The organism is Carnobacteriaceae bacterium zg-C25, assembly GCA_017945845.1.
Taxonomy (GTDB): domain Bacteria; phylum Bacillota; class Bacilli; order Lactobacillales; family Aerococcaceae; genus WM01.
In genome coordinates this window covers 686,541-711,976 of record CP072828.1, presented here as the reverse complement: position 1 = coordinate 711,976, position 25,436 = coordinate 686,541, and the positions used below count along the sequence as shown (strand labels likewise).

30 protein-coding genes and 1 riboswitch are annotated in these 25,436 nt (G+C 32.7%); of the genes, 20 read left to right on the top strand and 10 right to left on the bottom strand.

Annotated features, from left to right (window positions below; all coding sequences use genetic code 11):
• Positions 1–8: 8 nt before the first annotated feature.
• From J7S27_03410 to J7S27_03345, 14 genes are all read left to right on the top strand, one after another.
• Complete coding sequence (locus J7S27_03410) at positions 9–419, top strand: hypothetical protein (protein ID QTU82371.1); 411 nt, start codon at positions 9–11, stop codon at positions 417–419.
• Positions 409–1,737, top strand: coding sequence for a UDP-N-acetylmuramate--L-alanine ligase (locus J7S27_03405; GenBank protein ID QTU83583.1), 1,329 nt, complete (start codon positions 409–411; stop codon positions 1,735–1,737). The genes J7S27_03410 and J7S27_03405 overlap by 11 nt, the downstream gene beginning before the upstream one ends.
• 47 nt (positions 1,738–1,784) lie before the next feature.
• Complete coding sequence (gene polA, locus J7S27_03400; protein QTU83582.1) at positions 1,785–4,403, top strand: DNA polymerase I; 2,619 nt, start codon at positions 1,785–1,787, stop codon at positions 4,401–4,403.
• A 194-nt stretch (positions 4,404–4,597) separates the two neighbouring features.
• Positions 4,598–5,197, top strand: coding sequence for a hypothetical protein (locus J7S27_03395; protein ID QTU83581.1), 600 nt, complete (start codon positions 4,598–4,600; stop codon positions 5,195–5,197).
• Positions 5,198–5,397: 200 nt separating this feature from the next.
• Entirely contained in the window at positions 5,398–5,643 is a 246-nt protein-coding gene (locus J7S27_03390; GenBank protein ID QTU83580.1) for a hypothetical protein, read from the top strand.
• On the top strand, positions 5,576–6,115 hold the full coding sequence (locus J7S27_03385; protein QTU83579.1) for a hypothetical protein: 540 nt from the start codon (positions 5,576–5,578) through the stop codon (positions 6,113–6,115). Before J7S27_03390 ends, J7S27_03385 begins: the two co-directional genes overlap by 68 nt.
• Positions 6,116–6,263: 148 nt before the next feature.
• Positions 6,264–6,527: a hypothetical protein gene (locus J7S27_03380; GenBank protein ID QTU83578.1), complete on the top strand. Its 264-nt coding sequence runs from the start codon at positions 6,264–6,266 to the stop codon at positions 6,525–6,527.
• Positions 6,520–7,080, top strand: a complete 561-nt coding sequence (locus tag J7S27_03375) for a DUF1851 domain-containing protein (GenBank protein QTU83577.1) — start codon at positions 6,520–6,522, stop codon at positions 7,078–7,080. Before J7S27_03380 ends, J7S27_03375 begins: the two co-directional genes overlap by 8 nt.
• Before the next feature lie 77 nt (positions 7,081–7,157).
• Complete coding sequence (locus J7S27_03370; GenBank protein ID QTU83576.1) at positions 7,158–7,328, top strand: hypothetical protein; 171 nt, start codon at positions 7,158–7,160, stop codon at positions 7,326–7,328.
• 293 nt (positions 7,329–7,621) lie between these two features.
• Positions 7,622–8,137, top strand: a complete 516-nt coding sequence (locus J7S27_03365; GenBank protein ID QTU83575.1) for a hypothetical protein — start codon at positions 7,622–7,624, stop codon at positions 8,135–8,137.
• A 227-nt stretch (positions 8,138–8,364) separates the two neighbouring features.
• Complete coding sequence (locus tag J7S27_03360; protein QTU83574.1) at positions 8,365–8,895, top strand: DUF1851 domain-containing protein; 531 nt, start codon at positions 8,365–8,367, stop codon at positions 8,893–8,895.
• A gap of 77 nt (positions 8,896–8,972) precedes the next feature.
• Positions 8,973–9,140, top strand: a complete 168-nt coding sequence (locus J7S27_03355; GenBank protein ID QTU83573.1) for a DUF2625 family protein — start codon at positions 8,973–8,975, stop codon at positions 9,138–9,140.
• A 52-nt stretch (positions 9,141–9,192) separates the two neighbouring features.
• Positions 9,193–9,540 (top strand): hypothetical protein, encoded by a 348-nt coding sequence (locus J7S27_03350; protein QTU83572.1) that lies wholly within the window; start codon positions 9,193–9,195, stop codon positions 9,538–9,540.
• A gap of 128 nt (positions 9,541–9,668) precedes the next feature.
• Positions 9,669–9,875 carry a hypothetical protein gene (locus J7S27_03345; protein QTU83571.1) on the top strand — a complete coding sequence of 69 codons (207 nt, stop codon included), beginning with the start codon at positions 9,669–9,671 and terminating at the stop codon, positions 9,873–9,875.
• A 337-nt stretch (positions 9,876–10,212) separates the two neighbouring features.
• On the opposite strand, the gene J7S27_03340 is transcribed toward J7S27_03345, so the two are convergent.
• Complete coding sequence (locus J7S27_03340) at positions 10,213–11,076, bottom strand: cation transporter (protein ID QTU83570.1); 864 nt, start codon at positions 11,074–11,076, stop codon at positions 10,213–10,215.
• On the opposite strand from J7S27_03340, the gene J7S27_03335 reads away from it, so the two are divergent.
• The 6 genes from J7S27_03335 to J7S27_03310 are packed head-to-tail and all read left to right on the top strand — an operon-like array spanning position 11,071 to position 14,745.
• The gene (locus J7S27_03335; protein ID QTU83569.1) at positions 11,071–11,703 is read left to right on the top strand and encodes an NUDIX hydrolase; all 633 of its coding nucleotides are present in this window, start codon (positions 11,071–11,073) and stop codon (positions 11,701–11,703) included. The genes J7S27_03340 and J7S27_03335 overlap by 6 nt on opposite strands.
• The gene (locus tag J7S27_03330; GenBank protein ID QTU83568.1) at positions 11,696–11,914 is read left to right on the top strand and encodes a hypothetical protein; all 219 of its coding nucleotides are present in this window, start codon (positions 11,696–11,698) and stop codon (positions 11,912–11,914) included. Before J7S27_03335 ends, J7S27_03330 begins: the two co-directional genes overlap by 8 nt.
• A gap of 9 nt (positions 11,915–11,923) precedes the next feature.
• Complete coding sequence (locus J7S27_03325; protein ID QTU83567.1) at positions 11,924–12,613, top strand: 5'-methylthioadenosine/adenosylhomocysteine nucleosidase; 690 nt, start codon at positions 11,924–11,926, stop codon at positions 12,611–12,613.
• 12 nt (positions 12,614–12,625) lie between these two features.
• Positions 12,626–13,420, top strand: coding sequence for a TIGR00282 family metallophosphoesterase (locus J7S27_03320; protein ID QTU83566.1), 795 nt, complete (start codon positions 12,626–12,628; stop codon positions 13,418–13,420).
• Between the two features lie 12 nt (positions 13,421–13,432).
• The gene (locus J7S27_03315) at positions 13,433–13,969 is read left to right on the top strand and encodes a DUF1027 domain-containing protein (protein QTU83565.1); all 537 of its coding nucleotides are present in this window, start codon (positions 13,433–13,435) and stop codon (positions 13,967–13,969) included.
• A gap of 2 nt (positions 13,970–13,971) precedes the next feature.
• Positions 13,972–14,745 (top strand): TIGR01457 family HAD-type hydrolase, encoded by a 774-nt coding sequence (locus J7S27_03310; protein ID QTU83564.1) that lies wholly within the window; start codon positions 13,972–13,974, stop codon positions 14,743–14,745.
• Positions 14,746–14,953: 208 nt separating this feature from the next.
• Here the strand turns inward: J7S27_03310 and J7S27_03305 are convergent, their stop codons facing one another.
• The 9 genes from J7S27_03305 to speD all read right to left on the bottom strand — a co-directional run bounded on the left by J7S27_03305 (position 14,954) and on the right by speD (position 25,436).
• Positions 14,954–16,711, bottom strand: a complete 1,758-nt coding sequence (locus tag J7S27_03305) for an ABC transporter ATP-binding protein (protein QTU83563.1) — start codon at positions 16,709–16,711, stop codon at positions 14,954–14,956.
• A gap of 136 nt (positions 16,712–16,847) precedes the next feature.
• A complete protein-coding gene (locus J7S27_03300; protein QTU83562.1) occupies positions 16,848–17,561 on the bottom strand; it encodes a DUF4241 domain-containing protein in 714 nt (237 codons plus the stop codon).
• 26 nt (positions 17,562–17,587) lie between these two features.
• On the bottom strand, positions 17,588–18,094 hold the full coding sequence (locus tag J7S27_03295; GenBank protein ID QTU83561.1) for a hypothetical protein: 507 nt from the start codon (positions 18,092–18,094) through the stop codon (positions 17,588–17,590).
• Between the two features lie 422 nt (positions 18,095–18,516).
• Complete coding sequence (gene metK, locus J7S27_03290; protein QTU83560.1) at positions 18,517–19,713, bottom strand: methionine adenosyltransferase; 1,197 nt, start codon at positions 19,711–19,713, stop codon at positions 18,517–18,519.
• A 105-nt stretch (positions 19,714–19,818) separates the two neighbouring features.
• Positions 19,819–19,921, bottom strand: a riboswitch (SAM riboswitch).
• A 210-nt stretch (positions 19,922–20,131) separates the two neighbouring features.
• The gene (locus J7S27_03285) at positions 20,132–21,343 is read right to left on the bottom strand and encodes a saccharopine dehydrogenase family protein (GenBank protein ID QTU83559.1); all 1,212 of its coding nucleotides are present in this window, start codon (positions 21,341–21,343) and stop codon (positions 20,132–20,134) included.
• A gap of 22 nt (positions 21,344–21,365) precedes the next feature.
• The gene (speB, locus tag J7S27_03280; GenBank protein ID QTU83558.1) at positions 21,366–22,214 is read right to left on the bottom strand and encodes an agmatinase; all 849 of its coding nucleotides are present in this window, start codon (positions 22,212–22,214) and stop codon (positions 21,366–21,368) included.
• Complete coding sequence (gene speE, locus J7S27_03275; GenBank protein ID QTU83557.1) at positions 22,207–23,055, bottom strand: polyamine aminopropyltransferase; 849 nt, start codon at positions 23,053–23,055, stop codon at positions 22,207–22,209. Before speE ends, speB begins: the two co-directional genes overlap by 8 nt.
• A gap of 11 nt (positions 23,056–23,066) precedes the next feature.
• Positions 23,067–24,512 (bottom strand): aminotransferase class I/II-fold pyridoxal phosphate-dependent enzyme, encoded by a 1,446-nt coding sequence (locus tag J7S27_03270; GenBank protein QTU83556.1) that lies wholly within the window; start codon positions 24,510–24,512, stop codon positions 23,067–23,069.
• Positions 24,513–24,572: 60 nt separating this feature from the next.
• Complete coding sequence (speD, locus tag J7S27_03265; GenBank protein ID QTU83555.1) at positions 24,573–25,436, bottom strand: adenosylmethionine decarboxylase; 864 nt, start codon at positions 25,434–25,436, stop codon at positions 24,573–24,575.

Genomic DNA, 25,436 nt, shown 5'->3' with positions numbered 1-25,436 from the left:
TGTAAATTATGAAAGATTTTCCAAATTATTTATTGAAAAATAACATCGAACAAACGAATCTTATCAAAACAGAAAAAGTAGAATTGACAAGACAGGTCGTTTTTCAATCGAAACAAGGTTTTACACCGTCAGTGGTGCCTTCAATTTTAAAAGGAATTGAAAGAACGGTTGCAGTTGATTACGATCACATTAAAAACTATTTAAAACGTGAAAAAAATGAATTGATTTTATTGGATGTCGTTTCAAATCAGACACAAAGTGTTTCGGAGGATATGTATACGCAAACGCCGTTACCCGAATTATCCAAAAAGGTAATGAGACGTTCCGGTTTACATAAAGGATTAGACGTATTGCTCGATGATGCCACACAAAATATTACATATTTGACAAAAAGAGGAGACGCATCTCATGACGAATAAAATCTATCATTTTATGGGGATTAAAGGCTCAGGTATGAGTGCTTTAGCTTTAATCCTACACGGTAAAGGCTTCAACGTACAAGGTAGTGATATTACGGATTATTTCTTCACGCAAAAAGGACTTGAAGACGCAAATATTCCTATTTATGCCTTTAATGAAGCTAAATTGGGACCAGAACATATCGTTATTGCGGGAAATGCATTTAATGATAATCATCCGGAATTAGTTTACGCACGCGAGCAAGGGGCAAAAATCATTCGCTACCATCATTTTTTAGGTGAATTAGTCAATGACTATACGAGTATTGCCGTAACAGGATCGCACGGAAAAACAACAACAACGGGCTTGTTATCTCATGTGCTTACGGCGATTAAGCCAACGAGCTATTTAATTGGAGATGGGACAGGACATGGTCAAGCTGATGCAGAAATGTTTGTATTAGAAGCATGTGAATACCGTCGTCATTTTATGGCGTATCATCCAGATTATGCCATTATTACGAATGTGGATTTTGATCATCCAGATTACTACGAAAATATTGAAGATGTTTTTTCAGCGTTTGAAAGTTTTGCAAAACAAGCGAAAAAAGCCGTTATTGCATGTGGTGAAGATACGTTCTTGACCCGATTGAAAAACTTACCAAACATCTATTATTATGGTTTTTCATCAAGTAACGATGTTGTTGCCACAAATATTTTCCGTGATTCAAAAGGGTCTACATTTGATGTCACAATTAAAGGTGACTATTACGGCAAATTTTATGTGCCAGCTTTTGGCGAGCATAACATTTTAAACTCATTGGCAGTTATTACTGCGTGTTATTTAGAAAATTTAGATGCGCATCAAGTCGGTGTTGCTTTATCAACTTTTGGTGGTGTGAAACGCCGTTTTTCAGAGAAAACAGTTGGTTCGATGATTGTTATTGATGATTACGCCCATCATCCTTCTGAAATTTCAGCAACTTTAGATGCCGTACAACAAAAATACCCGAATAAAGAAGTCATTGCCGTATTCCAGCCACATACGTTTACGCGTACGATTGCTTTATTAGATGCTTTTGCTGAAGTGTTATCAAGTGCTGACAACGTTTACTTGTTTGATATTTTTGCATCTGCACGTGAAGTAAAAGGCGATGTGTCTATTGAAGATTTAGCCGCTAAAATAAACGCGCCTGTACATGTGTTACAAGAAAATAATTTATCTGAACTATTAAATTATGAAAATGCCGTAATGGTATTTATGGGTGCAGGGGATATTGATAAAATCGGGCAAAAATATGTTGAAATTTTAACGCAATTGCAATTGAATACACAATAATAAAAATCGGCTAGCTTATCTAGCCAATTTTTTATATAGGAGATACAATGAAAAAATTATTACTAATTGATGGGAGCAGTTTAGCATTTCGTGCGTTTTATGGCTTAAATGATTTAAACCGTTTTAAAACAAAAACAGGATTTCACACAAACGCTTTATATGCCTTTCATACTATGTTAGAAGCCATTTTACAACGCGAAACCCCTACACATGTATTAGTGGCGTTTGATGCGGGAAAATCAACGTTTCGTACAGAAAAATATGCCGATTATAAAGGTGGACGTGCTAGTATGCCAAGTGAATTGGCAGAACAATGGCCGTACTTTAAAATCTTTTTAGATGCCTATGGTATTGCACATTATGATTTAATCAATTATGAAGCCGATGATATTATTGGAACGCTTGCAACACAAGCCAGTTGCAAAATGCCTGTTGTCATTGTGACCGGTGATAAAGATATGCTTCAATTGGTATCGGATAATATTCGAGTCGACATTATTAAAAAGGGTGCAGAAGTGGATAGCCATACCGTAGATGTGATTCAAGAACGTATGGGCATTACACCGAAACAAATTATTGACGTTAAAGGGTTAATGGGAGATAGTTCGGATAATTATCCGGGTGTTACTAAAGTTGGCGAAAAAACGGCATTAAAACTTATTCAAGAATATGGCTCAATTGAAAATTTATACGAACATGTGGATACTTTAAAGGCAAGCAAATTAAAAGAGAATTTAATTAACGATAAAAATAGTGCGTTTTTAAGTAAAGATTTAGCAACGATTCGTGTTGATTCACCTTTAGCACTAAGCGTAGACGATACCGTCTTAAAAGAAAAAAATAGTGCTGATTTGACGGCGTATTATCAACAAATGGAGTTTAATCAGTTTTTATCTCGTTTAGATGTTCAACCAACAAAGATTGAAAAAGTAAAAAAATTGGCGTATCAAGTTGTCCACGAGGTATTTAGCGAACAATTATCAAATGCTAAAGCGTTTTACATTGAACGACTACATGAAAATTACCATACCGATACACCATTATCATTATCGTGGATAAATCATGATGTCATTTACATCATGCCTTGGCAATACGTGAGTCAATCACAACATTTAAAAGAGTGGATTAGTAGTGATACCCCTAAAACAACATACGATTTAAAAGAAGCGTATGTTTTATTTCATCACATCGGATGGACGTTAAGTGGTGTACAAATGGATGTGTCACTTGCTGCTTACTTAAACGACACTAATGACAGTCGCTTAACATTCACTCAAATTATACCGATTTATACGTCTGGGCAAATTGCATTGGACGAAACGATTTATGGTAAAGGTGCCAAACAACACATTCCAGAAGATGCCGTATGGCAACAACACGTTGCGCAAAAAACGCAAGCGTTAGAGGAAGTGGCGCATCAGTTACAAGACGCGTTGCAAAAAAATCAGTTGATGCATTTGTATGAAGCTATTGAATTGCCGTTAGCAAGCGTTCTAGCCAAAATGGAAGTGTTGGGGATTACGGTAGACACGCAAGTGCTACAATCGCTTGGACACCAATTTACAAATGATTTAATCGCATTAGAATCCGAAATTTACGCATTGGCAGGAGAACAATTTAATATCGCCTCTCCAAAACAACTCGGTGTCATTTTGTTTGAAAAATTAAATTTACCAGCGGGTAAAAAGACAAAAACGGGTTATTCAACTGCCGTAGACGTACTGGAAAAATTATCGGGTTATCCAATTGTCGAGAAAATTTTAACGTATCGTCAACTGTCAAAATTAAATTCAACGTATGTTGAAGGATTACAAAAATATATTGGCGAAGATAACCGTATTCATACACGATTTGTGCAAACACTAACGCAGACGGGACGATTAAGTTCGACCGATCCAAACTTGCAAAATATTCCAATACGCTTAGATCAAGGACGCCAAATTCGTGCCGCCTTTAAGCCAAATTCAAGTGGGAATGTTTTATTATCTGCCGATTATTCACAGATCGAATTGCGTATTTTAGCGCACATTTCAAATGAAACGCACATGATTGAAGCGTTTAAAAATGGTGAAGACATTCATACGAGTACGGCAATGCGTGTTTTTGGTGTTGAAAAGCATGAAGTGGATGATTTAATGCGTCGACAAGCAAAAGCGGTAAACTTTGGTTTAGTTTATGGAATTAGTGATTATGGCTTGTCACAAAACTTAAACATTACAAGAAAACAAGCACAACAATTTATCGATACGTATTTTGAAAAATATCCAAATATTAAAACCTATATGGATCAAATTGTAGAAAGTGCGAAAAAAGACGGGTATGTTAAAACGCTTTTTAACCGTCGCCGTTATTTAAACGATATTAATGCCAGTAACTTTAATTTAAGATCGTTTGCTGAACGTACCGCAATGAATACACCAATTCAAGGAAGCGCTGCAGACGTCATTAAAATTGCAATGATTCAAATGGATAACATCATTCGCGAAAAAGGATTACAATCTAAATTATTGTTACAAGTACACGATGAACTGATTTTTGATGTGCCTGTACACGAATTGGACATTATGGAGCAATTAGTCGTACAAACAATGGAAAATGCCGTTGACTTATCCGTTACGCTAGAAGTGAATTTAGCACACGGAACAAGTTGGTATGATGCGAAATAGAAAGGCACTACATTGCGAAAAGTTTTATTATCGAGTGCGCTACTCATTGTAATCGTTAGCTTTTTTATCGGTAGTCATATTCTTTTTTATATGCCAAATGATAAGATACACAATCAAACGCATGCACGTCTACAAAGACAAATTCATAAAAATCCAGACATGGTGTATAAAGACTATTGGAGGGATTTAAAAAAATGATTTATAAACTTTGGCTAAATGCAGATTATTTGGAAAAAATTCATCATGTTCTTTTGGACAATAGTAATATAAAAGAGATAGAATATCCTGGTTATAAAAAAGGTTGGTTTAATCATGCTTTTAACGAAGGAAAAATGATTGATATGTCACTTATCCCAGAATTAAAATTTTATTATGATTCTACAAAAGGTGATGTTTTTACAGAAATATTACAAAGCGTGTACCATATTATAATTGTTAGTAAAAAGGTAAAAAAAATATTTGATTTTAATGGTGTAGTACATTTACAGTATATTCCAATTGTAATAGAAGATACACATTTAGGTAATATTAACACTGAATATTATGTTGTCAATTTTTTAAAGAAAATAGATGGTATTAATTTAGAACATAGTCGATATGACTATTTTGAAAAATATGATGTTTATACATTTTTGGGGAATTATATTTGTTTTAATAAAGAAAAAATTCAAAATTTAGATATCTTTAAAGACTTAAAGTATGATAGTACAGTATTTGTTTCAGAAAAAATCAAGAAAATATTTAACGAAAATAATTGGCAAGAGATGAATTTTACACCTATGGATGTTATTTAACAAAAAATTGAAAATAATATGTAAAAAAGTTATAGAGATGGAATATGATATTCTTTTTCTATAATCTTTTTTATATATAGAAATAGGGTAAAATATGTTTAGCATTTATCATTTAAATGTGTGTAGTATAACACATAGAACACAACAGTAAAAGTTGTCCCTAATAATTAGAAATTTTATCAATTAATGATGTTGATCGTTTGATGACAGGAGTTGACCCTGTTACTAAAGAAGAAACCAATCGCTGGGAAGCGGCAGAATGGCTAGCATTAGATATTTTTAGTTTTGGTGTTTCAAAAGTTGGCAAATTCAGAAAAGGGGCAAAAGTTTTATCTAAAACAGATGATGTCATTGACACGGATAAAATAAGGTGGATATATGGATTGTTTAAAATTACTTTTAAAACAAAAAGGAATACGCTGGGAATGCGGTTTGAAAGAAATTGAAATAGTAGAATTAGAAAATTTATATAATATAGCATTTTCGGATGATTGGAAAGAAATATATAGCAAGATGCTACCTGTTGGACTAGGGTTTTATAACTGGAGAGATAAGAGTGAGAGTAATGTTGCTTATATAAAAGAAATAATGCAACAACCGTACCTAGATGTTTTGGAAAATTATAATGAAATTCAATGGAATTCAGATTGGGGAGATATGCCAAATTCAGACGATGAAAAATTTTTAAAAATTAAATTATTGTTGAAAAATGCTCCCAAATTAATTCCAATATATGAACATCGATATTTGCCAGCAATAAAAAAAGCACCAGTTATTTCAGTTCATAATATAGATATTATATACTATGGTGAAAATTTAATTGATTATTTTTTTATTGAATTTGGATTAAAGGATTGGAAAAATATAGATTTTAATAATATTCATAATATTAATTTTTGGATGGATGATTTATATTAGAACTAGTAATCAAAGTATAATAAGTTTGGTATAAAAATGTTTATTTATTATTTTACTTCTAAAAATTAAATAAAAATATTGAAAAGTAAATTTAAATTTTATTTGATGATGTGCCCACAGCGTATTATCAAAAAGTTCTGTTAATTCTTTGAAGACGGCTGGGATAAAAGCAAAAGATTGGCTAGATATTAAAGCTACTTTGCATAATCCGAATCAAATTGCAGGAGGTTTTGCAGAATGTGTTACAGGTGTTGGAGATTTTGGCGTTAATTCTTCTATAGGTGCACAATGGAAGACGCGTATAGATGTAGTTGATGAAGTGATTGATGAAATTACTAGAACGACACCTTATGCTAAATTTAGCAATATTTATTTGAATGTAAAGTTGAAAGGAACTTCAAAAAATGAATAAAATTAACAAATTAGAAGATATGCCAAAAAAAACTATAGATAAGTATCGTTTCATATTACCTGAAATGATTATTGATTTTTGGGAAAAATATGGAATTGCTACACTTTTAAATGGATACTTAACATCGATTAATCCAGATGATTTTAAAATGTTTATAAGTGAAACGTTTGTATTAGGAGAAGAAGCTATTCCTGTTTTTGTAACGGCTTTTGGTGATATTATTGTTTTGACACGTTATAATAACGAATACAACATGTTTTACATTGTGAAGTATAAAGATGGATATGGTCAAGCTATGTTAGGAGCTAGTAAATTTTTTTTCCAATTGTTGTCTGATGATTATTTTTTGTCAAAATATTTTGAAATATCTTTATATCAAAAAGCTATTCAGAGATTAGGAAATCTTAATTATATGCAATGTTTTACATTTGTTCCTTTATTGGCATTAGGCGGTTCTAAAAAAGTAATGAATCTTGAAAAAGGAGGCATTATAGAATATTTGATGATTATAACACAATTTGTAGGTAGTATTGATAATATTAAGGAAAATTAGTGATTCAAAAATGTAATTATCAAAGTATATAATAAAAGTTTAGTTGGAATGGGATACCAAAGTAAATCATAATAAATGTGTACGAACAAGCCAAATCTACAGGACAATCGGTTTATGATTGGGGTGTTTCGACAACACGAGAAGCTGGGAATATTGTCCGAAACTGGACAAAAGCACTTGAAGAAACGATACGCCACGTGTGTGAAACGGCTGGACGGATTATCGAGAATGTTGAAAATAGTAAATAGAGCAAAAGGATCAGGAAGGGCAAAAAATAAAATTAAGCCAGATCAGAATGCGAGAGGTTCTTATTCTGTATTAAAAAATAGGAGAAATTACAAATTATAAAACGTATGAACTAAATCCACATAATCCGAGTGGTTTTCAAGAAGTAAAAGGCTATGATAGGATTGTTGAAAAACATCATAATAAAGTTTTAGAGCGTTACATAGATACTCCGCATGTACATGATAAAACAACTCCAGGTGGAGTTCAAGAACCATATTTATGGGAAATACCTAAAAAACCTTAGGAGAAGAATATGTTTAAGAAAATTACGATAGGTACGTTGGATAATCCCGGTTGGTGGGTAGATGTTTATTTTGAAAAGAATGTGAGTAGTAAAAAGATACAACTGTTTAAAATACATCATACAGACTTTGATTGGGTATTCGCATATATTGAAGATAATAAATTTATAGCATCAGGAGATTCTCAAAAATTATCAAAAATTATTCGTTACATAATTGAATATGCTGAAATTAAGTTAGTTGATAAATATAAATTTTTAAATTTATTAAAATGGTTATCGAATTGGTATACCAATGAATGTGATGAATATTGGGAACATTTATATGGAATAAAGGGAGAAATGAACGAAAAAGGTGATGTATTTATTCAAATTGATTTAGATGAAACCATTTGGGAAGATGAATATTTCAACCCCATTTTAAAATGTGAAAAAATTGATACAAAATTTATAATTAAATGTAAATTTTCTGAATTGGTGGATAATTTAATTATTTTTAAAAATTGGATAGAGAGTTTACAAGGTTGATTTTTATATATTGCAAAATAGATATTTTCAATATAGTAAAAACAAGCTGTTAATGTAGTGATGTTGGACGGCATTAAGCCAAGATACATATCAAGGTTCATTATATATAGCATTGAGTCAAAACTTATATGCTTATGTAAAAAATAATCTAGTAAACTACACCGATCCAAGTGGACATTTCTGGCATCATATCGGCAATTTCTTTAATGCCATAGGAGGAGAATATAATGAATAATATGATTATACCAAGGAAAGTGATTGATGAATACAGAGGGAAAATTCCTATAGACATCATTCAGATGTGGGAAATTAAAAAATCAAATAATTTTTTAAATGGATATTTAAAAATAATAAATCCTAAAGAATATTTACCCATTATTGAAAAAACATATTTTAGAGGAAAAAGTGCTGTCCCCTTATTTATAACCGCTTTTGGAGATGTCATTGTATATACTAAAAATGGATTTATTGAGATAATTTTTTATAAAAATAATGATTTTAAAATTATTACAGGTAAATTCAATCATTTTTTAATGTTTTTAGAAGATGAAAGTTTTTTAGACGAGTATTTTGAAATTTCATTATATGAAGAAGCAATTAAACAACATGGTCAATTAAATTTTGACCAATGTTTTGGATTTGTCCCACTTTTAGCATTAGGAGGTAAAAAAAGTGTCTTGAATATGGATAAAGTTAAAATTAAAGAATATTTAGAGATAATGACTTTGCTTACAGGTGGGGTAGGGATAGATGAATAATTTACAGTTGATGTTTATAGTTCGCAAAATGTTAAAATTTAGGTGGAAATCAATTATGGTATTTTGCACCAGATACAATGGTTTGGAAAAATTTAAAAATTACATATCAGAATTTTATCAAATGGATATGTACAGATGAATTTTTACTGTTTTATTCAAATTTTCCAGTTGAATATATGAGTCAGAATCTTGTTCAAATAGAAAAAGAAGCTGTTTTACATATATATCCTTATCTTTGGAGTTAGGTCAACGTTTAAAAGGAAGTGAGTTAGATATTCCATGAAAATAGCAGGAAATATGTTTAAAAATAATCGCAAAATGACATTAAAAGAAATTCTGTGTCATATTCCGTATAATAACAATAATTGGTACATTTTTGAAATTAATGCGATAGGAATTGCTCCTAATAATATGAGTATGCAAGAATTTGAAGAATTAGTATTAAGTTCTGATTTTGGATATCAAATAACTTGGAGTGAACTTTTAACTTTTGCTGATAATATAAATGATATAGATAATTTTATAGTAGTTTGGTCAGATATTCCTATTACTTTTAATTTAATTGAAAATAAATTTAAGATAAAGATAGAAGTTTATGATAGTGACTATTGGGAAATTACGTATTCTGATGATGTAAGAATATAGTTTTGAAAATTTTTATAAATTGACTTCTGGAGTACTATCTGGAAAACCAAATGGTAAAGGAGGGTATCCACAATTAAAAACAAATTCAGTTATTAAGTTTGATAAGGTGGATATTATAGGTGATTAATATGAATTATAGTGATGCTAGATCAAGACTATTTAAAATAATTAATACTTATATTAAAGATGAGGTTATTCGTATGCAACTTTTGGAAGAAGCTACTCTAGAAAAAAGTGTTAGAGATGTACTATATACTTTAGATAAATATAAGAATAGCGATTTATCAGAAAAAGATAAAGAATTTTGTAAAGATTTATTTTTCTACTTTGGATGATTGGATAGGTTACACTTTGGATCAAAATCAAGAGCAGAGATTACACGATAATACGACATTACGCCTTCTGCTTTTGATCGTTGGATTAAACAATATAATTAATCAGGTTCATTTAAAGAAGCGGATAACCGTACAGCAGAAGAAACAGAATTACGCCGTTTAAAAAAAGAAAATCAACAATTAAAAATGGAAAATGATATTTTAAGCAAACGGTGCTGATAATGGGACAAAATAGCGGTTATTCATGCGAATTTATCTATATGAAATTAGGGTTGGTGGCTTATGCCATCAACCTTAAAAATTATACAGCCTAATAAAAACAGATGACTTTTTATTTTTAGTCATCTGTTTTTTCATATGGTTCAACATGCACATCGGTAAATAACACGCCGACGGCATTTAATTCGTTTTCAATGTCTTCGGTTACTTGATGACTGTCGTGTACAGTTAAATCACCGTTCATAATGACCGTCGTATCGACGTAAATGTTTGGTCCGTAATGTCGTGCTTTAAGTTGGCGTATGCTAATGATTTCTGGGTGTTTTAAAATGATGTTTTTATATTGATTTAATGCCTCTTCATCAAATCCATCGGATAGTTGAAAAACGGTTTCTTTAAAAATGGAGAATCCTGTATGTAAAATCATTAGTGCAATCACTACCGCAATCAGCGCATCTATTGTATACCACTGAAAATAATTCACGATAAAAATAGATAGAACACTTAGTAGTGAGGTAATGGCATCGGTTAAATTGTTTTTAGCCGTTGCTTTTAAGCCTATAGAATGGTGTTGTAGAGCGACTTTTTGATTAATGATGTATAACATTAAAAAGACGGCAGAACTCAATAGACCGGTAAAAATAAGTCGTATATCCAATGTTTCAAATTCTTGAGAAAATATCCGTTGAATAGCAGAAATTAAAACTTGTAAGCCAATATAAAACATGATGAAAGAAGCGATTAAACTGGCAATGCTTTCAGCTTTCCAATGGCCGTATTGATGTTGTTCGTCTGCTGGTAAATGGGCAATGTGCAACCCAATAAAAATAGCAACTGAAGCGGTAACGTCCGTAAAGTTATTAAAACCGTCAGCTTGAATGGCTGATGAATTGAATAAAAAGCCAACGCCTAATTTAATGATGGCTACTACGGCATATAATGCAATGGATATAAATGACATCTTTTTTACTTGTGTATGCATGCTAATAAATTCCTTTTTGAAATACCACTATTATACCGCAAATATGATATAATTAAAAATAGTAATGTAAGGAGAGTATCGCGTATGGAAGAAAAAACAATATCACAAAAAACGGTATATCAAGGTAAAATTTTTGATGTTGCCTCACACCACGTGACATTACCAAATGGGAAAACAGCGTACCGTGACGTGATCATTCATCAAGGTGCAGTAGCCGTGATTGCCATCATTGATAATCAATTATTACTTGTTCGTCAATATCGAAAAGCAATTGAGCAAGAAACACTTGAAATTCCAGCTGGTAAATTAGATAAAATTGGCGAAAATCCTATAGATGCTGCCTTACGTGAATTACATGAAGAAACAGGATATACAGCGACATTAACAGAAATTTGCAAAATGCACATGAGTCCGGGCTATTTAACAGAAGCGATTACAATATTTGAAGCTTCAAATATTCAAAAAATTGGGACACAATCATTGGACGAAGATGAGTTTGTTGACGTGTATTTAATGACACGGCAACAAGTACAAGAAGCGATAGAACACCGTTTAATTTGTGATGCGAAAACACTTTATGCTGTACAATATTGGGATTTATTAATGGGTGGTAACATAAATGAATAATTTTTCAAGACTTGAAAAATATCACGGCATTACGCCAGAAGATGAACACGATGAAGCCTTAGACACGACACCGTCACTTGAGAGTGAAGAATCGTTTGAAACCGTGCGTTCAGTCAATAAATTAGAGCGCTATAATCGTTTTTTGAACCGTGCCATTTTTACGTTGGTCGTGTTATTAACAGGTATTTTTGTCACCATATTTTTCTTTTAAGGAGTTGCTATGAAAATCGGAATTATTGGCGCTATGGCGCAGGAAACCAAATTATTATTGGAACAAATGGTTGATGTTACAACTGAAGTAAAACATCATTTAACGTTTTATTCGGGAACATTACAAAATAGAGAGGTCGTTTTAGTCCAATCGGGTATTGGAAAAGTCGCATCTGCCATAGCGACAACCTTATTGGTAACGCATTTTTCTATCGACTATGTGATTAATACAGGTTCTGCGGGTAGTTTAAATCCCAATTTACACATTGGAAATGTCGTTATTTCTAATCAAGTGGCGTATCACGACGTCGAAGCAACGGCATTCGGTTATCAACATGGACAAGTTCCACAAATGCCTTTGTACTATGTAGCTGACGAACGTTTAATCAACGCAGCCACAAAAGCGTTAAATACAATACAGTCAACTCGTTTTGTTGGTGAAATTGTATCATCTGATTCATTCATTGCTGAAAAAAGTAAAATCGAAGACATTAAAGAGCATTTTCCAAATGCGCTTTGCACAGAAATGGAAGGTGCCTCCATTGCACAAGCCTGCCACATTTTAAATGTTCCTTTTATTGTGATACGTGCCATTTCAGATAACGCAAACGAAGAAGCACATATGACATTTGATGAATTTATTATTTTAGCCGGAGAAACATCGGCTAAAATGGTCATGAACATGTTGACGCATTTATAGAAAGAGTAGGATATGAAACTATTATTTATCGGTGATATTGTCGGTCAAATTGGACGAGACACTTTAAAAACGTATTTACCCAAATTAAAAGAACGGTTTAAACCACAATTAACGGTTGCCAATGCTGAAAATGCGGCTAATGGTAAAGGCATTACGGAAAAAATTTATAAAGATCTATTACAAAGTGGCGTTGATATGATGACAATGGGCAATCATGTGTGGGATAATTCGGATATATTTCAGTTTATTGATCACGCAAATAAACTAGTTCGTCCGGCAAACCTATCTACACACGTGCCAGGTGTTGGGTATCGTTTAGTAAAAGTGAATCAAATCACTTTGGCAATTGTCAATTTGCAAGGTCAAGTGTTTATGAATAGCAGTAATAATCCGTTTGAAGTGGCTCAAACACTACTTGAAGAAATTAGAGAGCATACATCGCATATTTTTGTTGATTTTCACGCTGAAGTAACGAGCGAAAAGCAGGCAATGGGATGGTTTTTAGATGGTAAAGTTTCTGCGGTGGTAGGAACGCATACACATGTTCAAACGAATGATGCACGCATTTTACCACAAGGAACAGCTTATTTATCGGATGTTGGGATGACGGGTGCTTATGACGGTATTTTAGGCTTAAAACGTGACGGTATCATTAACCGTTTTCAAACACAATTGCCAACTCGCCATGAAGTTATGGACAATGGACGGTATTTATTAAGTGCCTGCCTCATTGAAATTGATGATGCAACAGGAAAAGCTAAATCAATACAAAATATAATGATTAATGAAGATAAACCCTTTATTTAGAAAGAGATGACTATGGAAGAAGAAAAAGATACGATTGCTATACAGGATATACCCGAAGCAAAAATATTTATTAAAGAAAACAATGTCTACATTAACGAAAAAGAATATGTCATTGTAGAAAACTATAAAAATGCCTTAGAAAGTAAAAGTTTAGAAGACCGCTATACCGCTTTATTGCAAAAATATCACTATATTGTTGGTGACTGGGGACATGAACAATTACGTTTAAAAGGGTTTTACGAAAACGACACAAAAAATGTGGCAGACGATCAAAAAATCGGCACTTTACAAGATTATTTGCGTGAATATTGCGCATTTGGGTGCGCTTATTTTGTGTTGCATTTAAATGGTAATCCAGAGCCGTTTCATGATAAAGGCGAAAAAATACCACGTCGCCGAACAAAACGTCAAAATGATAAACCATCAAGCAAAAAAGAAACGCAGACTGTTGAAAAAAATACCAGTCATAAATCGGTTAAAAAACCTAAAACACCGCCTGTACAAAAGAGTAAACACGAATTTGTTATCCGTAAAGGAAAAGGAGAGTAGTGTTGAAGCAGTATAAAGGCTATTTAATTGATTTAGATGGGACAATTTATAAAGGGAATCATCCTTTTCCAGAAGCGATTGCGTTTATTAAAACGTTACAACAAGAGGCTATTCCATTTATGTTTGTGACAAATAATGCGACGAAAAGCCCAGAAATGGTTGTCAAACATTTAGAACAATTCGGCTTACAAGTGGGTTGTGAATCGGTGTATACAAGCGCTTTGGCGGCAATGGATTATTTATTAGAACACCACAAAGGGCAACAAGGCTTAATTATTGGTGAATCTGCCTTAAAACAATTAGTTTATGAAAACGGTTTTCATAAAAATGAAAGCGTACATGCCGATTTTGTCCTACAAGCATTGGATAAATCGGTAACGTATGAACAATTACAAACGGCTAGTTTAGCCATTCAAAATGGTGCAAAATACATTGTAACGAATCGTGATGAACAATATCCCGTAGAAAATGGGTTTATACCGGGTTCTGGAGCCATTACAGCGTTATTGGTGGCTGCAACACGTACTGAACCTGTTGTTATGGGTAAACCAAGCCATTACATATTAGACGGGGCTTTAAAGCGATTAGGTTTGTCTAAAGCAGATGTCATTATGGTTGGCGACAATTATCATACGGATATATTAGTTGGTGTTCATAACGATGTAGACACATTATTAACCTTAACTGGTGTAACAACACGTGAAGATGTACAAACATTAGATGAAACACTAAAACCTACGTATATGGTAAATCATTTAGGCGAATGGCATATTTGATAAAGCGATATATGAGATTGAAAGGATAACGACAGTTATCCTTTTAAATTTTTGTTACATAACTTTATATAATTTATATTATGTAAACTAAAGATGTTTTTTATAATCACAAATCAGCAATGCAGACACATTCAAAAGGCGATGACAACTTTAACGTTATCATCACCAATATTCTAACTGGAAATTTAATTGTACAATTTGTTAGTCATTAATTTAAATATGGTTCTGCTTGTAAAGTATATAGTTCTTTATAATAAGCATTCGTTTTTATCAATTCTTCATGACTGGAATATGCAACTACTTTACCTTGTTTCATTAACAAAACTTTATCTGCTTTTTTTACACTCGATAATCTATGTGTCACAAAAATTACGGTCTTTTCTTTTGCTAATTCTAAAAACTGCTTATATATTTGATTTTCTAATTTAGCATCAATAGCAGCTGTTGGCTCATCTAAAATCATGATTTCTTTATTTGAGAAAAAAGCACGTGATAAAGCTACTTTTTGCCATTCTCCTCCAGATAAGTCAACCGAATCTGAAAATATTTTTCCCAATTGCTGATTTAATTCAATATTTTCTTTTTCCGGATAAAAACCACTTTTTAACAATGCATTTTTAATATCTTGAACATTTGAATTTCCAAGATTTGAAATCATGACATTTTCTTCCAAAGTAAAATTATATTTAGAATAATCTTGAAAAACAGTTGTCATCATACTTCTATATTTTTTTAAATCAACATCAGTAAGATTGATTCCATCTATTTTTATACTATTAGGACTAGATTCATATAAACCACATAATAGTTTAACTAATGTTGTTTTACCTGAACCATTTTCTCCAACTATAGCAATTTTTTGCCCTTTTTTTATATCAAATGTTACGTCTTCTAAAGCTCGTTTTTTTGTATTTGGATATTGAAAAGATAATGAATCTACGGTTATATTTTCTAAAAATTGCACACCCTGTTTATTTACAGACGTAGATGAAGAAATACTCATAAAATTAAAATATTTTTCCATATATAATAATGTGTCATAAAGAAGACTACTTTCTTCAATAACCCTAGACGTACTTTGCATAGCATATACAATACTACTTGAAAAAATCAAAATAGCACCCGGTAAAAAATGGTGATTTAGTACGCCATTGATGACATATAGAAAACTTCCTAAACTAATCAATCCTGTTAAAAATAAAAATGAAATCGATATACCAAATTGTTTTAATCGATTCTTTTGAACACCTACAATAATTTTATAATAAGTATTTAAATATTTATCTTTAATAAATTGATACATTTCATACATTTTTACTTCTTTAATAGATTGATTCGATAAAGCTAAATTACCATAATAATTCAACTTTCGTGAATCTGGACTATTTGAAACTAAAGTCTCAAAAGCCTGTTGTTGAATTTTATAAAAAATTAAGCCTTGAGGAATTAAGACAATTAATATTAAGAATGCAATAAATAAATGAAAATTGGCTAATAAGCATAACATTGATATCAGTGTTATGGCATTACCGATTACACTAGAACCAAAAACAATCAAGTTAACAGGTCTCCAACTGGATTCTGATTGAATAATGTTTATATCATCATAAAACTCAGAATTTTCAAATAATTCAATCGTTTCTATTTCTTCTGATTTATTTATTAAATTAGTATTTAAATACAATGTCAATTTATCTGTTAATTGCCCTTGTAAAAAAACATTAAGAGGCACTGTAATATTATTTAGCAGAAAAATAACACCCCAAAAAATTAAAAATAAATTAATTGAAGAAAAATTCATTTCAGACAATTGATTAATTAGTAAATTAGATACCCAAACATTCATAGTAGGCATTAAATATTGAATAGGTACAAAAAATAAAATTGTCAATGTAATTTTTTTATTCGCTTTAAATAATAATTTTAAACTTTTTAAATACAAAAATATATATTTTCTTATTTCCATATTAGTTATCGTCCAACTATCTCATTTTTTTGCTGATTATTTTTAAAAGTTGATAATTCTATCCATCCAGTAGGTATTACATATATAACATCTCCTCAAAAATTATATATAAACATACATTTTCTCCCCTTTCAAATTAGTTTATCGGAATATACTCCAACACAACATCACAAAGATTTCCCTTTTCATCATACCCAAAATATACAGGATACTGTCCATCTCCATAACCAGACTGAATCATTGGAATAGATAAATCTGTATTTGGTATTTTAAAGTTTATCCAATCTCCTTCTTCTCTTTGAAATTTTGGATTTTTTATAGCATTTTCTTTAAATTCCTTTGCAAAAAAATCATCATAAATATTTTTTCCCGGATTTTCTTTATACCATTCATCTACAAAGTCACAATATTTTTCTCTTGTCTTTACATCAACAATCGTTGCGAGTCCTGCATCAACCATAAATCCAAAAATACTTTCATTGTCAACTCCTTCTAGGTTTTCATCCCCTTTTAAAGCTTCATAATAAACTACTGGCTTATTTTCATTAAATTTTACTCTTGTTAGTATATAACGATAATGCTCTTCTTCAATTTCTGCTACCAAAGTTTCAATCATATATTTTCCTGTTGACACCTTAGTTAAGTAAGGTTTTTCTTTTCTATGAAGCCAAACTAAAGGATCTCTTACTAAAACTTCTCCAGTAGGAAATGTAATATCTCCCATTTTTAACACAAATAATTTTTTACCATGAATTTCATTTTTTTCAAAAACTTCTGCATAGTTCACAGGGGCAACTAATAAATGTTTTACTGTTTCATATTTTTCTAACCATTCTTTCGTTGTAGACATATATTACTCCTTTCAAAATTTATCGTTTACTCTATTCCTAATCTTTCTCCTCGTATCTTAAACACCGTTTCAAAATCCATATCAAACATCTTGCTTTCAAGCGTTATTTCTTCAAAATAATATCTCACTTTTTCTTTTCCAAATTCATTTTCTAACTTTTCCCATAAAGATTGATTTAATACCACAAATGCCAAAGTATCGTTACCAAGACTTTCAATACAAAAGCGAATTTCATACTTGGGTTGAATAAATGCATCTAGATATTTAATGGTAGTATCTCTATCCATTTTTTCCTTATAAGGAATCATAAGTGATTTATCTTTATGCTTTAAAATAATATCCTCTCCATAAGGTTTGCCATTATCTTGTAATACTATTTCTATCTTATCTTCTATCTTTTCATTGACATAAAAAATAATATCTTCATCATACTCTCTCCAGTCAACCCATATAAGAGAATCTGATTCTACAAGTGGTTCAAATACATTAGTATCTTTTAAAAAAGATTGTAATCTAATGAATGTATTATCCATAAATTTTCTCCTCATTTACTTTTAAAAATTCCCATAAACCTAAAAATTGAATATTATCTTTGCTTCTCAACCAGTTATTAATAACAATAAATGGCTCATCACTTTTATATCTAGCAATATCCGTTAGACTTATATAGGATTAATTCATCTTTAATAGTATAACATATGATTTTCATAACATAAAAGGCTATGTCCGTTACGACACAGCCTTTTTTTATTTTTTTGGTTTACAATTCCCTTTACAACGGTATTTTGTTGTTAAAATGATACACATGATTAAGAGACTAAATAATATACTCGCGATCCATATGATTAAGTCTTGATACGCATCATTTGTTATTAAACGAATAATGAATAAAATACAAATCAAACTAATGAGAATTGTCATAATATTTATTTGCTTTTTCATATTTTTACCACACTTATGCAAATAACTGTTTTAGTGCATCTACTTTATCTAAACGTTCCCAAGGCAAATCTAAATCGTTACGTCCAAAATGTCCGTAAGCGGCTGTTGGTTTGTACATTGGTTTACGTAAATCAAGCATTTTAATGATACCTGCTGGGCGTAAATCGAATAATTGCTCAATGGCGTTCACTAATTGCGCTTCATCAACTTTACCAGTTCCAAATGTATCTACTGAAATGGATACTGGTTTAGCCACACCAATGGCGTACGCTAATTGAATTTCCGCTTTGTCTGCCAATCCCGCAGCAACAATGTTTTTAGCCACATATCGTGCGGCATAGCTTGCTGAACGGTCAACTTTAGTGGCATCTTTACCTGAAAAGGCACCGCCACCATGACGTGCGTATCCACCATATGTATCTACAATAATTTTACGACCTGTTAATCCAGCGTCTCCAACAGGCCCACCGATAACAAAACGTCCTGTAGGGTTAATGAAATATTTAGTATCGCTTGTTAACCATTCAGCTGGCACAACTTCATCAATAACGTACTGTTTAATGTCAGCATGAATGCGTTCTTGCGTTACATTTTCATCGTGTTGCGTTGATACCACAATCGTATCAATAAATGCTGGTTTGCCATTTTCATCATACGCAACCGTAACTTGTGTTTTGCCGTCTGGTCGCAAATAATTCAATGTGCCATTTTTACGAACCGCGGTCAATTGACGTGATAATTTGTGCGCCAAATAAATCGGCATTGGCATCAAATCAGGCGTTTCGTTATTTGCATATCCAAACATTAACCCTTGGTCCCCTGCCCCAATGGCTTCAATCTCTTCATCACTCATGGAACCTTCACGTGCTTCTAACGCTTTATCAACACCTAAAGCAATATCGCTTGATTGTTCGTCAATAGCCGTTAAAACAGCGATAGAATTGCCGTCATAGCCGTATTCTCCTTTGTCATATCCGATACCTTTAACCGTATCACGAACAATTTTTTGAATATCTACATACGCATTTGTTGAAATTTCACCCGCAACTAGTGCTAAACCCGTCGTTACCGTCGTTTCACAAGCCACACGTGCATTGGCATCTTGTTCTAAAATCGCATCTAAAATTGCATCTGAAATTTGGTCAGCAATTTTATCTGGATGCCCTTCAGTTACAGATTCTGATGTAAATAAATGGTATTTTTTTGTCATTTTCGTCTCCTTTTGATGTGGTGTATTGTACAGTTTAAAATAAATCAAAAACGCTAATCGTGGCGCATATCCAGATTAGCGTTCTTTAAATGTCGATTGATTATAGACTCATCGTTCAAAGAATACTTTGCTAAGATTAGCACCTTCCGTTACAACGGGGTTGCCGGGTTTCATTGGGCCTTTACCCTCCACCTACTCTGGATAAGATATATTTTACTCGTGTATCATATCGAATAATGATTACAATGTCAACACGGTAGCACTAAAAATATAAAAAAGGTTGATGATTCGACAATCAACCTTTTTAAAATCATAACTATTCATTTTCTTCTGTCGTTTTATTGTCTAGCAAATATAGAACGGATATATTTTAAAGTATAAACAAATAAGACCTGCATTGCTGCAAGTCTTGTTTTGACTAATCTACCATTACAGGATTGAAATCTTCTTCCCATGGTAAACCAAATTGATTTAATGCGTCCATGAATGGATCTGGATCAAATTCTTCGATGTTGTACACACCCGCTTTATTCCATTTTCCAGTTAAAATCATTGCGGCACCAATCATTGCTGGTACACCCGTTGTATAAGAAATCGCTTGTGATTTAACTTCTTTATAGCATTCTTGATGATCACAAATGTTATATACGTAGTAAGACACTTCTTTACCGTCTTTTACACCTTTGAAAATATTCCCGATATTTGTTTTACCGACAGTACGTGGTCCTAAACTTGCCGGATCTGGTAATAACGCTTTTAAAAATTGCAATGGCACAATTTCTTTGCCTTCATACACGATAGGTTCAATACTTGTCATGCCGACATTTTCTAACACTTTTAAGTGTGTTAAATAGCTTTGTCCAAATGTCATGAAGAAACGAATACGTTTTAAGCCTTTAATGTTTTTAGCTAATGACTCTAATTCTTCATGGTATAGTAAGTACATATCTTTATCGCCAACACCTTTGAAATTGTATTCACGTTTAATTTCCATTGGTTGAGTTTCTACCCACTCACCGTTTTCCCAGTAACGACCATTGGCAGTAACTTCACGAATGTTAATTTCAGGGTTAAAGTTTGTTGCGAATGGATACCCATGATCGCCACCGTTACAGTCTAAAATATCAATAGTGTGAATTTCATCGAAGTAGTGTTTTTGCGCATAAGCTGAAAATACACCGGTTACACCTGGATCGAAACCAGAACCTAATAATGCAGTTAATCCTGCTTTTTCAAATTTTTCTTTATATGCCCATTGCCAGCTATATTCAAATTTTGCTGTGTCTTCTGGTTCGTAGTTTGCAGTATCCACATAGTGAACGCCTGTTTCTAAACACGCATCCATAATGGTTAAATCTTGATATGGTAATGCCACGTTAATGACAATATCTGGTTTATATTCATTGATTAATGCTACTAATTCTTCAACGTTATCTGCATCAACTTGAGCAGTTGTAATTTTAGAACGACCTGCATAAATGCCTGATTCAATCGTTTCTTTAATGGCATCACATTTTGATTTTGTACGTGAGGCAATCATAAATTCCTCAAAAACTTCTGAATTTTGTGCGCATTTGTGGCAAACAACATTTGAAACGCCACCCGCACCAATAATTAATGCTCTACTCATCTTCTATCTCCTTTACTTTACGTTATTTATAAAATAGTAACATCATTTCACGTAATAATTTACATGCTAAAGCAGTGGATTGACCGGATTGATCATAAATTGGACATAATTCATTCATATCTGCTGCAACAATGTTTAACGCGCTGATTTTTTCAATAGCCGCCAATAATTCGGTGAACTTTACACCACCCGCCTCAGGTGTTCCTGTTCCTGGAAATTCGCTTGGATCTAATACATCTAAATCAAGTGTGAAAAAGACAGGTTTCCCTTTTAATTTTTCAACAACTTCATCTAATCCATCAAAGTTGAATTTTTGTAAATGTGTGTGCTCTTTTGCCCATTCAAATTCTTCACGTTGTCCGCTTCGAATACCGAATTGGAAAATGCGTCCATCACCGAGCATATCCCAGCAACGTTTGATGACACTGGCGTGAGATTCTTTAACACCTAAATAATCGTCACGTAAGTCAGTGTGTGCATCGAACTGAATTAAATGTAAATCGGGATATTTTTCTAGCATGGCTTTTACTGGACCTGATGTAATCGAATGTTCTCCACCAATCATTAAAGGGAATTTTCCGTCATTGCTAATTTTACGGTACATGTCTTCTAACATGCTTAACGTTTCAACGGTATTGCCAAACGGTAATTCAACATCACCCGCATCAAAAATAGCGCAATCTTCTAAATCTTTGTCTTGGTAAGGACTATACGTTTCAATTCCAAAACTTTCATTTCGAATCGCTGTACTAGCAAATCGTGTTCCCGGTCTAAATGATGTCGTACTGTCGTACGGTGCACCAAAAATTACCATTTTAGCGTCTTGATAGTCTGCATCGCAACCGATAAATGTATGAACATTTTTATGCATTATTTAATAACTCCTTTACGTAAGTTGGTAGTGCAAACGCACCTTTATGAATGTCAACATTATAATATTTTGTAGGAATATTACATAAATGCCACAAATCTTCTTGAATGTTTAAAACACCATCCATTGTTTTAGCGGCAAACCCAAATAACCAATGTCCTGAAGGATAAGTTGGTAAATGGAATTGATACACTTGAGCAACTTCAAAAGTCGCTTTCAATTGTTTATGAGCATTCACCATTGCTTCAGCGTCCTTTTCATAATACGGACTTTCGTGTTGATTGATTAAAATGCCGTCGTTTGTTAAAGCATTGTAGCAATTGCCATAAAATTCACGTGTAAATAAGTCTTCACCCGGTCCAAATGGGTCGGTAGAATCCACAATAATTAAGTCATATTTATTTTCGTGTCGACGAACAAATTTTAATCCATCTTCATAATAAATCGTTAAGCGTGGATCATCTAACGAACATGCCGTCGTTGGTAAAAATTGTTTAGCCACATCTACAACCGCTTTATCAATTTCTACCATATCAATTTTTTCAATACTTTTATATTTTGTTAATTCACGAATCGTTCCACCATCACCAGCACCGATGACAAGCACCTTTTTAATATGCGGATTAACAGCCATTGGAACGTGCGTAATCATTTCATGATAGATGAATTCATCTTTTTCCGTCATCATCATAAAGCCGTCTAACGTTAAAAAACGACCAAATTCTTTAGATTCAAAAACATCAATTTGTTGAAAATAACTTTTTTGACTAGCCAACTGTTTATCGACTTTTATCGAAAAACGGACATTAGGCGTATGTTCTTCTGTATACCATAATTCCATACACATCCTCCTTACATTTCCACAACATTGATTTGCTCAACAGCCATATCTTGCGTACCCGTTAATAAACAACCTTTTTCTTTTGCGTAACGAATATATTGCACAATTTCGGCTGTAATTTCTTCACCAGGCGCTAAAATTGGAATACCCGGTGGATAAGCCATTACAAAATCACCACTAATTTTACCAATTGCTTTTTCTAAAACATATTGTTTTTTCTGTGCATAAAAAGCTGTTTGAGGCGGTAAAACTACTTTAGGTGGAATATATTCATGGTCAAACATACCACTTGGATCTTTTGCGTATAAGCGCTTAATTTCTTTTAATGCTGAAATTAGACGTTCAATTTCTAAGCCTCTATCCCCTGCTGAAATGATTGCTAAAATGTTGCCTAAATCACCAAATTCAATTTGAATGTTGTAATCGTCACGTAAAATATCGTAAACTTCAATACCGGTTAACCCAATATCACGTGTATAAATGGATAATTTAGTTGCATCAAAATCAAACAACGTATCACCATTGATTAACTCTTTACTGTAAGCGTAATAGCCACCAATTTTATTGATTTCATCTCGAGCGTATTGCGCCAATTCAAGGGTACGCGCATAAATTTCTTTACCATGTAACGCTAAATTTTTACGTGTGGCATCAAGCGATGACATCAATAAATAACTGGCAGATGTCGTTTGTGTTAAGTTGATGACTTGACGCACATAATCTGCGTTGACACGCGGACCACTAACCAATAGGGAACTTTGCGTTAAAGAGCCACCCGTTTTATGCATGCTAATGGCTGCCATATCGGCACCTGCAGCCATGGCAGATTTTGGCATATTTTCACCAAAATAAAAATGACAACCGTGTGCTTCGTCCACTAATACATACATATCATTGTCGTGTGCTAATTTGACAATTTCTTCTAAGTTTGAACAAATCCCATAATATGTTGGGTTATTGACTAAAATCGCTTTAGCATCTGGATGATCTAAAATGGCTTGCTTAACATCGTCTACTGACATGCCTAAAGAAATACCCAACTTTTCATTTGTTCCCGGATTAATATAAACCGGAACAGCACCACACACAATTAAGGCATTAATCGCACTACGGTGAACGTTACGTGGCATAATTAACTTATCCCCCGCTTTACACGTTGACATAATCATCGCTTGAACAGAACCTGTTGTGCCACTCACCATAAAGTAACTTTCTGTTGCGCCGAAGGCTTCAGCAGCCAAATCTTGTGCATCTTTAATGACAGTTGTTGGGTGTGCTAAATTATCTAGCGGTTTCATTGAATTGACATCAAGTGTCATCGCATTTTCGCCAATAAATTCTCGATATTCTTTATCTCCACGTCCACCTTTATGACCTGGAACGTCAAAACGTACAGTACGACGCTTGACGTGCTTTTTCATTGCGTCAACTAACGGCGCATCATGTTGTGTATACATTCAGTTTTTACCTTTCACATTTCATAGAAAAACTTCCAAAAAACTTTGGAAGTTTCGTTGCTAAAATATATTTTTTCCACTAAATATTTCCGTCATTTCATTTTTTAAAGCTAATTGAATGGCTTCTTTTTTCTCTTGTGACAATGATGAAACATCTTGTTTAAATAAATAATTTTTCACATCAATATCTTTTAAAATCATTTTTGTATGGTAAATATTAGAGCCATAAACATTCACGTCAACGGCTTCATATTTTTCCAATGTTTCTTTATCAATAAAATTTTGAATGGAATAGAAACTATGATCGTTAAAATGTTTGATGCCGTCTAAATCTCTTGTAAATCCGCGAACACGATAGTCCATTGTTATAATATCTGAATCGAAACTCGCAATTAAATAATTCAATACTTTTAATGGGATAATTTCCCCGCAAGTTGAAACATCAATATCTACACGGAATGTTGAAATCGCATTATCGGGATGATATTCCGGAAACGTATGCACGTTTACGTGGCTTTTATCCAAATGTGCGTGAATGATTTCTGGTACTTCACTACTTTCAAAAAATTTCCCTTGATTACACGATTCATCAATCTCATGTACCGGAACAGCTTCTTCAGCAATTAAAATATTTACCGAAGCACCCTGTGGCTCATAATCTTGTTTAGAAATGTTGAGTACCGTAGCGCCAATCATTTTCGTAACTTCTAAAAGAATATTCGTTAAACGTGTGGAATTATATTGTTCATCAATATATTCCAAATATTCTTTATGCTCTTTTGCTGTTTCAGCGTAACAAACATCATAGATGTTGAAACTTAAATTTTTAGTTAAATTATTAAAGCCGTATAATTTTAACTTTTCCAACTCTAGTGTACCGCCTTTAAAATTATTTTCTGGAATTATTATAACATACACCATCAT

Excerpts from the sequence above, each read along its gene's own strand:
- J7S27_03410 (QTU82371.1), top strand. The coding sequence starts at position 9 with ATGAAAGATTTTCCAAATTATTTATTGAAAAATAACATCGAACAAACG.
- J7S27_03405 (QTU83583.1), top strand. The coding sequence starts at position 409 with ATGACGAATAAAATCTATCATTTTATGGGGATTAAAGGCTCAGGTATG.
- polA (QTU83582.1), top strand. The coding sequence starts at position 1,785 with ATGAAAAAATTATTACTAATTGATGGGAGCAGTTTAGCATTTCGTGCG.
- J7S27_03395 (QTU83581.1), top strand. The coding sequence starts at position 4,598 with ATGATTTATAAACTTTGGCTAAATGCAGATTATTTGGAAAAAATTCAT.
- J7S27_03385 (QTU83579.1), top strand. The coding sequence starts at position 5,576 with ATGGATTGTTTAAAATTACTTTTAAAACAAAAAGGAATACGCTGGGAA.
- J7S27_03375 (QTU83577.1), top strand. The coding sequence starts at position 6,520 with ATGAATAAAATTAACAAATTAGAAGATATGCCAAAAAAAACTATAGAT.
- J7S27_03365 (QTU83575.1), top strand. The coding sequence starts at position 7,622 with ATGTTTAAGAAAATTACGATAGGTACGTTGGATAATCCCGGTTGGTGG.
- J7S27_03360 (QTU83574.1), top strand. The coding sequence starts at position 8,365 with ATGAATAATATGATTATACCAAGGAAAGTGATTGATGAATACAGAGGG.
- J7S27_03355 (QTU83573.1), top strand. The coding sequence starts at position 8,973 with ATGGTTTGGAAAAATTTAAAAATTACATATCAGAATTTTATCAAATGG.
- J7S27_03350 (QTU83572.1), top strand. The coding sequence starts at position 9,193 with ATGTTTAAAAATAATCGCAAAATGACATTAAAAGAAATTCTGTGTCAT.
- J7S27_03345 (QTU83571.1), top strand. The coding sequence starts at position 9,669 with ATGAATTATAGTGATGCTAGATCAAGACTATTTAAAATAATTAATACT.
- J7S27_03335 (QTU83569.1), top strand. The coding sequence starts at position 11,071 with ATGCATGCTAATAAATTCCTTTTTGAAATACCACTATTATACCGCAAA.
- J7S27_03340 (QTU83570.1), bottom strand. The coding sequence starts at position 11,076 with ATGCATACACAAGTAAAAAAGATGTCATTTATATCCATTGCATTATAT.
- J7S27_03330 (QTU83568.1), top strand. The coding sequence starts at position 11,696 with ATGAATAATTTTTCAAGACTTGAAAAATATCACGGCATTACGCCAGAA.
- J7S27_03325 (QTU83567.1), top strand. The coding sequence starts at position 11,924 with ATGAAAATCGGAATTATTGGCGCTATGGCGCAGGAAACCAAATTATTA.
- J7S27_03320 (QTU83566.1), top strand. The coding sequence starts at position 12,626 with ATGAAACTATTATTTATCGGTGATATTGTCGGTCAAATTGGACGAGAC.
- J7S27_03315 (QTU83565.1), top strand. The coding sequence starts at position 13,433 with ATGGAAGAAGAAAAAGATACGATTGCTATACAGGATATACCCGAAGCA.
- J7S27_03305 (QTU83563.1), bottom strand. The coding sequence starts at position 16,711 with ATGGAAATAAGAAAATATATATTTTTGTATTTAAAAAGTTTAAAATTA.
- J7S27_03300 (QTU83562.1), bottom strand. The coding sequence starts at position 17,561 with ATGTCTACAACGAAAGAATGGTTAGAAAAATATGAAACAGTAAAACAT.
- J7S27_03295 (QTU83561.1), bottom strand. The coding sequence starts at position 18,094 with ATGGATAATACATTCATTAGATTACAATCTTTTTTAAAAGATACTAAT.
- metK (QTU83560.1), bottom strand. The coding sequence starts at position 19,713 with ATGACAAAAAAATACCATTTATTTACATCAGAATCTGTAACTGAAGGG.
- J7S27_03285 (QTU83559.1), bottom strand. The coding sequence starts at position 21,343 with ATGAGTAGAGCATTAATTATTGGTGCGGGTGGCGTTTCAAATGTTGTT.
- speB (QTU83558.1), bottom strand. The coding sequence starts at position 22,214 with ATGCATAAAAATGTTCATACATTTATCGGTTGCGATGCAGACTATCAA.
- speE (QTU83557.1), bottom strand. The coding sequence starts at position 23,055 with ATGGAATTATGGTATACAGAAGAACATACGCCTAATGTCCGTTTTTCG.
- J7S27_03270 (QTU83556.1), bottom strand. The coding sequence starts at position 24,512 with ATGTATACACAACATGATGCGCCGTTAGTTGACGCAATGAAAAAGCAC.
- speD (QTU83555.1), bottom strand. The coding sequence starts at position 25,436 with ATGATGGTGTATGTTATAATAATTCCAGAAAATAATTTTAAAGGCGGT.